Origin of the sequence: Pseudomonas sp. NPDC088885 (assembly GCF_044750025.1) — a bacterium.
GTDB classification, from domain to species: domain Bacteria; phylum Pseudomonadota; class Gammaproteobacteria; order Pseudomonadales; family Pseudomonadaceae; genus Aquipseudomonas; species Aquipseudomonas rustica.
The window spans coordinates 1-9862 of the sequence record NZ_JBIVJB010000127.1 but is presented as its reverse complement, the minus strand read 5'-3'; the positions used below and the strand labels follow the sequence as shown (position 1 = coordinate 9862).

8 protein-coding genes are annotated in these 9862 nt (G+C 56.3%); 2 read left to right on the top strand and 6 right to left on the bottom strand.

Annotated features, from left to right (window positions below; genetic code table 11):
* On the top strand, positions 1-220 hold a 220-nt coding region (locus ACIP1X_RS26155; RefSeq protein ID WP_400755726.1), incomplete at its 5' end, for an HU family DNA-binding protein.
* A 95-nt stretch (positions 221-315) separates the two neighbouring features.
* Here the strand turns inward: ACIP1X_RS26155 and ACIP1X_RS26150 are convergent.
* The 6 genes from ACIP1X_RS26150 to tssI form a co-directional block, all read right to left on the bottom strand.
* Positions 316-672, bottom strand: coding sequence for a hypothetical protein (locus ACIP1X_RS26150; protein ID WP_400755725.1), 357 nt, complete (start codon positions 670-672; stop codon positions 316-318).
* A 95-nt stretch (positions 673-767) separates the two neighbouring features.
* Entirely contained in the window at positions 768-3104 is a 2337-nt protein-coding gene (locus ACIP1X_RS26145; RefSeq protein WP_400755724.1) for a lipase family protein, read from the bottom strand.
* Complete coding sequence (locus ACIP1X_RS26140; RefSeq protein WP_400755723.1) at positions 3101-3937, bottom strand: hypothetical protein; 837 nt, start codon at positions 3935-3937, stop codon at positions 3101-3103. The genes ACIP1X_RS26145 and ACIP1X_RS26140 overlap by 4 nt, the downstream gene beginning before the upstream one ends.
* Complete coding sequence (locus ACIP1X_RS26135) at positions 3934-4725, bottom strand: hypothetical protein (RefSeq protein ID WP_400755722.1); 792 nt, start codon at positions 4723-4725, stop codon at positions 3934-3936. The genes ACIP1X_RS26140 and ACIP1X_RS26135 overlap by 4 nt, the downstream gene beginning before the upstream one ends.
* Positions 4722-5570 carry a DUF4123 domain-containing protein gene (locus ACIP1X_RS26130; RefSeq protein ID WP_400755721.1) on the bottom strand — a complete coding sequence of 283 codons (849 nt, stop codon included), beginning with the start codon at positions 5568-5570 and terminating at the stop codon, positions 4722-4724. The genes ACIP1X_RS26135 and ACIP1X_RS26130 overlap by 4 nt, the downstream gene beginning before the upstream one ends.
* On the bottom strand, positions 5567-7591 hold the full coding sequence (tssI, locus tag ACIP1X_RS26125; protein WP_400755720.1) for a type VI secretion system tip protein TssI/VgrG: 2025 nt from the start codon (positions 7589-7591) through the stop codon (positions 5567-5569). The genes ACIP1X_RS26130 and tssI overlap by 4 nt, the downstream gene beginning before the upstream one ends.
* 714 nt (positions 7592-8305) lie before the next feature.
* Here tssI and tssA point away from each other — a divergent pair.
* Positions 8306-9862, top strand: a 1557-nt coding sequence (gene tssA, locus ACIP1X_RS26120; protein WP_400755719.1) for a type VI secretion system protein TssA, incomplete at its 3' end; no start/stop codon positions are given.

Here is a 9862-nt window from a genome sequence, read left to right as displayed (position 1 = left end):
GACTGAGCCGACGCCATCGCTGGCAAGCCAGGCTCCCACAGGTTCTCCGTCGTACACAGATTCTGTGATCGACGCGGTCACTGTAGGAACCTTCCTGCAACGCCATCGCGGTGCCCGCACCGGCAAAAACCCGCAAACCGGTGAACCGGTGAAAATCAAGGCCAGCAACACCGTTGCGTTCAAGCCAGGCAAATCGTTGAAAGACAGCGTCAATCCATAATTGCGGCGAACTCCTCGAATAACGGGGAGAACCGCAGGAAAAAATGGGCACACCGATTGCGGTCGGGTGCCCATTTTTTATGCCTTTAAATCGGCTTATTGGCGGCGGAAGCAGGCCTTGCCATTGCCGAAGTCCACGGCCAGGCAGTTTGGCTCAATGGCCAATTGCAGATCCTCGAACAGGGCAGACAAATCGCTATCGGGGGCAGGTTTTGTTGCGCTTTTCAGCGTCAGTATTTCCTTCTCCACCCGCCAGGTGCCTTTGGCAAAACCGTCGGCACTGCCATACGACACACCCGCGTCAAAGGTGCCGTCCTTGCGCAGCAGCAACTCAGCGCCCATTTCCATTGCGCCGACCAGGTAGTAATGGCCGTCCAGTGACGGGGTGTCCGCTGATGCTTGGGTGATTGGCAGCCAAACAAGTGCTGCGAAAAATATGGCTTTCAATTCCATGAGGTGAAGCTCCTTACCAGCCTTTGTAGAGGGTGCCGAATTTTATGGCATTGGATTCTGGCATAGCCAAGGTTTGCCCGCGCGTTATTTAGCCACTACACAATCGAATCAATATCCAGCAGAAACGGCGCGCCCACGGCATGCCCACCGGTCATCGCGGCGATGGCGGCATCGTGGTCTTCGGCTGCTGGCGGAATCATCGCCAGTTGTTCCTGAACGAGGTTTTCCGGGTGAGCGTTCCAGCGCAGCAGGTTTTCCTGCACCCACTCAGGCTGGTCGGCATAGCTGCCATAAACGTCGGCTTCGGTGACCCGCTGGCCGCGCAGGTCGACCAAGCGCGCCTGGGTCATTTTGATTTTGTCTATTTCATTGTTGAGAACCGTGGTCTTGTGATTTCTTTCCTGGTGACGGACATAGGCGCTGGGGTGAGCCTGGATCTCGCGCTCAACGGCGCGCAGCTGCTTTCTGATATTTTCCAATGCACCGCTGACCCATTCGAACTCCCGTGGTGTGACCAAAGAGCGTTTGAGCTGCAGTGCTTCCTGCCAGCGGCGAAGGCTTGCCCAGCAGCAGGGGATGTAGCTGCCGACCATCGAGTGATCGCCTGCCGCGAAGAGCTGCTTCAGAAAAGAGCCGCGTTTGGGCAAGCCATTGATATTTTGCAAGGCTTCGGCACAGCCGTGATCATTGATGATGCTGCAGCCCGGCTGCCAGAGAATGGAGGATTGGTGTTGCTTGCCAAACACCACGGGCATGAAATGACGCAGTGCACCGTGATGGCCGTATTCGTCGCCGAAGAAGTTGGTCATTCCCCAGACAAGCAAGGCAAAACCGGCAGCCGGGGTAATAACCAGCACTGCTCCATTGGCGATATACATCGGCTTTGGATTGGCGAAAGTGTTCATCCATGTGGCGGGTACGCTCGGAACCGGGTCGTTCTGGTTGACGATGCGGTGGTGGGTCAAAGCCTTGGCACTGTCGATGAAAGTGGTGTCGCCGGCGCGAGGGGCGCCGTAGGTGTAGAGGACGATCTGCGGAAGATAGCGCTGATTCCGCCGCAGCATCTCCGACAAAATAAGTGCTATTGCTCCGCCCAGACTGTGTCCGGTGATCAGCAGTTTTTGCCCGCTGTAGAACCGTTCCAGATAACTCACCACAAACGGGTAAACCGCTTGGGCGCCGCCGTAGAAGCCGCGATGTACCTTGCCTTCTCCTTCCTCAAAAGGAACCTGATAGGCATCCCCATCCCGCATCGCATCGGGTTTCATTTCACTGGTCCCGCGTACGCTGATCAATATCAACTCGTCGTGATGAGTGATGAAGGCTTGGGTGTCTGTGCTGTTGTCTTTATGGCGATCATCGAAAAAGTGCAGTTTGGCCGGGTGCTCCTGCTGATCGCCCAAGTCGGGGTTGTTTACCTCGGGATAGAGCGATGGATCGAACGGCACCACTTCCAGACGTTTCGAGTAAGGAACCTCCTCATACAAGGGGTAGAACTTCTTCGTTTGCAGGGCATCGACTTTCCACAGTTCATCAAACTGCGGCAGGGCATGGCCAAACCAGTGGCCGCTGCTGGGTTGCACGGTGAAGCTCACGCTGTCAGTCCTCACCGGTTGGGTGTTCGGCTCTTGGCCGAAATCGGTGTAGCTCAGCGTGGCCATCAATGACAGTTGATAGAGGTTTAGTGCGCAGAATTCGTCGCCGGTCGACAGCATGGGCCGTAGTGCCCTCATCGGGCGTACTTCCAGCACGTGATGCTTGTTGGGCAACAGGGCAATGCCCTCGGGTTTGGGAGGGGGTGGGAAGAATCCAAGTTCGACCGTAGCCATATCCGCTTTACTGAAGAGGACGCTCAGTCCGGCATCAAGCGCGGATCTATCGACGACGGTGAAGCTTCTGGATTTTGGCGCCGGGTGCATTAGTTTATGCACCACCATGTTCGGTGGATCTCGCCGCAGGGCCAGAGGCGGCAAGTGCGCAATGTGGTTTACTAGTTCGCTGACTTCTATCTGGCAGTAAGCATTGGTTTCGGCGAGGTCTTTTGCTGGGTTGGCTTGGGTACGTACGCCTGTTTTGTGGAAAAAACGGGTTTTTTCGGCGCGTACCTGGAGTTCGGTAATGGGGACTGGGTAATACGGCCTTTTTATCAAAGCCTTGTAAAGTGTGTCCGAACCTTCGAATGGGCGACTTGCTTTAAGCACTAACGGGCCGCAATGGTGGTTGTCGACTTTTCCGAAGCCCTTGGCATCGAGCTTTCCCGTATAGATAGTGTCTTCGTAATCAACGATCTCGAACGCCAAACCGGCGTAAGGTTTTCCATCACCAAATTCGTCCACTAGTTGAAAACTGGTCGAATGACTACGCCGAGGACACGCATGAATATGCCCCGACATGAAAGCGGCATCACTGGCGGCTAAGGGTTCTATATTCATGGAGTCGCATCCCTGTTTTCCGTGCATCCCGGGTAGATGGTGCAGACTCTTTCGTCAACCATTCGGAACGTGCTGAAGTCTTTGTAGTTTCCGTTGCAATAGGCGTGTTGATCTTCAAAACCATTACCCATGCATCGTTTCCAGCCGCCTGGGACTTGAACCCAGGTGTCGCCCCAGCCGGGCAACTCCTCACCTGCCAACGTGATCTTCAGCCTTACCTTTTTCCCCGCTAGCTGAGTCAGCGTGTACGCCGTGGAAGGGCGGCTTCGCCCGACATTGCCCTGCGCATCCATTTTTTTGCAGGTCAGCAGTTTGATCAGGTAACGCTTCGGCCCGACGGTGCGAAAAAGCCACATGCACTCACCGAAGAACTCAGCTGTCTCGTCATCTCTGAAAGTACCCATTTGTCGCTCCAGCAACTCCGGACGTACGGCAAATGAGGCGTAGTCATAGCTGCTGTCACTTCGCTCCGGACCAAAAACACCGATGACCTTGATCTCAACATGGTTCAGCACCAGCGGGCAGTTGCTCGCTGTTTTGTACAGCTCAATTTCTGCAGTGCTGACGTATTCCATATTGGGTTTATTGAAGCTGACCCAGAAATCCGGCTTTCCCGCGACTCTGCACGTTTCTCCTTCGAGGGGCAGGTAGATGGCTTTCAGTTCGTATTTGAAGTCAGGCGGAAAGTCGGGAACAAAGGTGAATGTGTTCGGTTTGCCCACAGCCGCACAACCCGATGTCAAAGCAAGACAAGTGCTCAATGTCAGGCACTGAAAGACTCGTTTGAAGTGGGGGAAATACACCCGCGAATGCGGTGTTTTTTGATCCGTCATGGGGTCTCATCCTTGTTTTCCGTACAGCCGGGGTAAATGGTGCAGATGCGCTCATCCACCATCCTGAAGGTGCTGAAGTCCTGGTGATTGCCGTAGCAAAACGCGTACTGGTCTTGAAAATTGTCGCCCATGCAACGCTTCCATCCGCCGGGTACCTTGCTCCAGGTATCTCCAATGGCGGGTTTTTCCTGTTCGGACAACTTGATCTTCAGCCTTACGGTTATTCCCGCCAGCTGAGTCAGCGTGTACGCCGTTGAAGGGCGGCTTCGCCCGACATTGCCCTGCGCATCCATTTTTTTGCAGGTCAGCAGTTTGATCAGGTAACGCTTCGGGCCCACCGTGCGAAAAGACCACATGCACTCACCGAAGAACTCAGCTGTCTCGTCATCTCTGAAACTACCCATTTGTCGCTCTAGCAACTCCGGGCGCACGGCAAATGAGGCGTAGTCATAGCTGCTGTTACTACGTCCTGGGCCGAAAACGCCGATGACCTTGATCTCCACATGGTTCAGCACCAGCGGGCAGTTACTCGCTGTTTTGTACAGCTCAATTTCCGCATTGCTGACGTATTCCATATTGGGTTTATTGAAGCTGACCCAGAAATCCGGCTTTCCTGCGACTCTGCACGTTTCTCCTTCGAGGGGCAGGTAGATGGCTTTCAGTTCGTATTTGAAGTCAGGCGGAAAGTCAGGAACAAAGGTGAATGTGTTTAGCTTGCTGACAGCTGAACAGCCCAAGGTCAATGCAATGCAACCGCCGAGCGCCAGAAATTGAAATGCACGTCTCATAAGACTCCGCTCTCCTGCCAATACAGCACCTGCTGATACACCCGCTCAAAATGCGCCGCCGGGTCTTCTTCAGGTTTCGGCAACCATGACTTGGGCGGCACATACCCCGGTAGCTGAAGGCTTTGGGTCAGTAAAAAGTGCACTTGCTCCGGTTGCTGCCAGCCCCACAAGCGCGTCAGCTGAATCTGTGCCCACAACCAGTCATCCATGTCGAGTTGCTCCGCTAGCTTGGCCATCGCTTCAGTGTGCTCACCCACCAGATAGCGACGGGCGTTGTCGAACAGCACGTTGGCGTAAATCAGCTCCGGTGTAGGCGTCTGCAGCCATGGCGGTTCGGTGGGCAGCGGGTGCTCGCCGGGATCCGGGTTGTCGGCGACGTTCCATTGCCCCGCGTGCCAATAGCAGACGCTGCTGATCGGCCCGAGCAAAGCGGCGTATTGCTCGGGTTGCAGATGCGCCAGCGCGCGTCCGAGCACGCGGTTGTCATGCACGCGATACACCGCCAGATTGGGGCGTTCGCCGGTCACCACGCGCTCGCGCCAATGGCTTGCCAGACTCTCCAGAGCGACATGCTCGGCACTGGCCAGCCAACCCCAATGGCGTTCGGGGGTGGCGAGCAATGTCTGGATGACGGGGTGGCTCGCCGTGTCGATCCGCAGCAGCAGCGGGCCGGTTTGCGCCAATGATTCGGCTGCCGTGCCCGCGTACAAATGACGAAATTGCTCAGTACCCAGGTCGGCGGCAAGCGCAGTGCGTGCTTCGCTCTGACCGTCGTTATCGAGCATCAGAAACAAATCTCGTCCGGCCAGAGACTGTTCGTGCAGCCATTGTTCGACCCGGTTCATGCGACTTCTCCCAGGCCGCACTGCCCAGCCGCACAGGCTTCGCACAGCGGGCAATAATCCGCCGCCTGCTGGCGAGCACTGTTGACGATCGACAGCTGTGTGGCACTGACAGGAGGGACGATTCCGCCCACTGCCAGCGGCGGCTGGAGTGGCGCGATGCCCGCCAACGGCGCACCTCCCTCGACGATGGGCACGCTGCTGAAAATCCCGCCGGCGTTGATGACGATGTGGTGACCGCCCGCCGACAGCGTCAGGCTCATGCCAGCGTCGATCACCACGTTGCTTGCGGTGACATGCGCCTGCTGGCCGGCCTGAATGACCAGCGCTCCCACCGACTGACTGCTGATGCCGCTAACCGTGAGCAGGTCATCGGCGTTGACCTGCGTACTGCGCACACCTTGGTGGGTGCGCAACGTCTTGCCCTCGATCAGGCTGGTACTGTCATTGCCAATTTGCTCGAAGCAGTCGCGGGTAATCAGGCAGTGGCTGTCGTTAAGGATCAGTTGTTCCAGATCGCGCTGAGCCCGCAGGTAGATTTTCTCCTGGCCTGCACGGTCTTCGATCGACAACTCGTTGTAACCGCCATTGCGCGGTGAGCTTTGAGTGCGCAAGACCGTTCTGGTCTCGTTGGCCGGCAGTGGGTGGGCGGGGGATTTGACCTTGTTGGGTACGCAACCGGTGATCAGCGGTTGATCCGGGTCACCCTCCTGAAAAGTCACGACCACTTCCATGCCGATGCGCGGAATGGTCATCGCCCCGAAACCTTCCCCGGCCCAGCTGGAGGCAACGCGTATCCAGCAGCTGCTCTTCTCGCTATTGAGCTCTGCCCGGTCCCATGGGAACTCGACGCGAACCCTGCCGAATTCGTCGCAGAACGTCTCTCTTCCGGGCGGCCCGGTGACTCGCGCGGTCTGGCAAACCAGCACAGGTCTTGGCGCTGGCAGTGGCGGGCGGTAAAGCACGTCGGCCGGGATGGCCTTGAAGGTATTGCGATAACCTTGAGTGAAGCCGTCAGCCGTTTTGTCCTCGCTGCTGAAAGCCTCTTCCAGTACCTGCGGCTGCTTGCCTTCATGAATGATGTTCAGCAGCAACCACATCTCGTTGCAGTCCTGTCGCGGATGTTCAGTCAGGTCGAAAAGATGACCGCTGCGCAATGTCGCTTGATTGCTCTTGCCCTCAATCCATTGATAGTCACTGCGGTGTCGTTCCAATGCCTGACGGACTTGCTGTTTTCCGTGCTTCTCGGATGTCATCAGCAGCGGATAGCGATAGTCCTCGAGCTCGGGTGTGAACTCGGCGGTGAAGCGACTCTCCAGCAACAGGCTCGGGCGATTCAGGTCGTAGTCGCGACGGGTGATCGTGTTGGTGCGCGTGTTGAACCCCATGGTCAGGTGATTGACCACCGGGCGTTCCGCAACCATGCCGCTGTCAGGCTGAAAAGCGGTCGCTCCCAATTTGGGAAAAAACACCTGACTGTCGCTGAACACCAGCAAATGTCTGTCGACCAAGTGCTGGTGATGCCACGCGATGCCGTCCTCGGCACACAGCCGCTGGATAAAACGGAAATCGCTTTCGCCGTATTGCGTACAGTACTCACGCGCCGGACTGGTGGTGACATTGAAGATGAAGGCATCGGGCTGAATGCCCTGTCGCTGCAGCACAAGCGCGACGATTTTCGGCACCGTCATATTCTGAAAAATCCGCTGGTCGCGGCTGAATTGCAGGTAGTGCAGCGCGGGAACCAGTGTGAGCTCATAGCGAGTCAACCGTTTGCCAGACTCAACGTGCATTACGTTTTCGATGCGCCCGTGAATGCCTTCCTGATTGGCGCCGAACTGCAAAAACGCAGGTCGGCTGAGCAGAGTTTCCAGATCAATATCCGTTCGCTCACTTACTACGACAATCCGAATGGCGTAAAGCTGACTGACCCGTTCAGTACCTTCAAACGAAAGCACCTTGAAATCATGACGAACGGCGGGGATGTGCAGGGTAAACCGCGAGCAATTGCCCTTACTAAACATAGGCTTGTCCTTAAGCAAAGTGAGTCATTGCGCGGTGCCCGATCCTCCGTGATCGCCACGCGTAAAAAGTTTGCCAAGGCACGCTAGCTGCGCGGGAAATAAATTGATGTAAGAAGTATCTCCGAGATTTGTCAGAGACTTCCGGGTTTTAAGGTGTTGCACGAATTGAAGGAGAGGACTGTAGGAAGCTACTTCGATAACTATTGGATTAGCAGGAGCGTGCTGTGTTTCTGGGGCTGTGAAGTTTGGTAAAACAAATATGGCATCAAATTGATGGCACTTTTCCTGTTGACCATTGTCACCGCCGAATTACACAGAGAAACCAATGCATTTTAGGAAGTGTCCTACTTCTATTTTTTTCCAAAGTTGTCATGCTTGCCTCCGAGTATTGGAGATGGGTGCCGGCAGGATGCGTCCGGCTGGCTCGGAGCGCTCTAGATCAACGGTTTGGCGGGGGATATGGGAATGATGCAAATATAAACGGATATCAGGGATTCCCTTGCAACATATAGGGCGATCTCCTACGAACCTCATTCAACACTTCGTCTTGTTGTTTAATCAGATGCTTGCTAGTGGCCATCATAGTGATTACGATGCGCGCACTTGAAAGAGCACAAACTCAATTGGATGAGTCCCGTACCCGCTCTTCGATACTGTCCCGCGCCGATGCAATTCCAATAGGCGTATGACCGTAATCCTTAATAAAGGCCATGGATGTCCTACTCAAGCAAACTTTCCGCTCATTACCTCGAACTCGCAAAAGTCTCTGTTTCCAAAGAGAATTTCGCGGGCGAAGACGTTCGCTTTTCGAGCGAATTCGAGGCATTGGAAAGCGAGCTGAGCAAAGCCTCGTCGATGCACGAAAGCGGGCAGATCGACTGGCTGAAAATCCGCGAAAACAGCGAAAACCTGCTGCGTACCCAATCCAAGGATTTGCGTGTCGGCGCCTGGCTGACCTGGTCGTTGTACCAGCGTGAATCCTTCCCCGGGCTGCTGGCTGGCCTCGGTCTGCTGCACCATCTGTCGGAAAACAACTGGGCCGACGTCCACCCGCTCAAACCCCGCACCCGTGCCGCCGCCATCGGCTGGCTGGTGCCGCGTCTTGAGCAGGTCATCACCGAAAACATTGCGATCAAAGAGCAGTTGCCGATGTTTCGGCAGCTCTCCGATCACCTGACAGGTCTTGAAGCCGCTTGCGCCGAGCACTTGGGCGATGAGTCGCCGCTGCTGCTGCCGATCTCCCGTCGCCTGAAAACCATGATCCAGCGCGCTGCCGACAATCAGCCGGCCCCCGGTGTGGTGGGCGCAGCGGTGGCGCAGGTCAAGCAGGCCGCGACCCAGTTGCTCACTCCAGGCGCGCCGATCGACAACGAAAAAGACGCGCACAAAGCATTGCGCGCCCAGCAAGACAGCGCTCGCCCGTTGTGTGCCTGGTGGCTCAAACAGAAAGCCACTGACCTGCGCGCCTTGCGCCTCAACCGCACGCTGTTGTGGATGACCATCGACGCGGTGCCCGAGCGCAACGCCGAGCAGATCACCATGCTGCGCGGCCTGCCGGTCGACAAGCTCAAGCTCTATCAGGATCGCTTCGATCAGGGCAAATACGCGGATTTGCTGGTGGAACTGGAGGCGAGCCTGGCGAAGGCGCCGTTCTGGTTCGATGGCCAGAGGATGGTCTGGGAATGTCTCCAGAACCTCAACGCCGAGCTGGCCATGCGCGAAGTGGAAATCCACTTCGCGCTTTTGGTTCAACGGCTGCCCGGCATTATCGAACTGCGTTTCCATGACGGCGCACCGTTCGCCGATCCCGCTACTCGGGCGTGGATCGCCGCTAACGTCATGCCGCATCTGCAAAGCGCCAGCGCGCCGCGCAAGGTCGAAAGTGACAACGTCGAAACCCAGCCTGCCTGGGAAAAAGCCCTCGAAGAGGTGCTGCCGATTCTGCGCAAGGAAGGCCTCAAGCCTGCTGTGCAGATTCTCAAGCAAGGACTGCAAGCCGCTCAGGGTGGGCGCGTGCGGTTCTTCTGGCAGTTCGCCCTCGCACGGTTGTGCTTCATGGCCAAGAAATACGAACTGGCCAAGAACCAGCTGGAAACCCTCGATCAGACATTACAGGACTCAGGCCTGCACGCCTGGGAGCCCGATCTTGCATTGGAAGTGCTGCATTTACTGCATAGCTGCTGCGAGTTGTTGCCGCAGAACCATGCCGTACGTGAACGCAAGGAAGAGATTTATCGCAGGCTGTGCCACCTCGATCTTGAAGTGGTACTC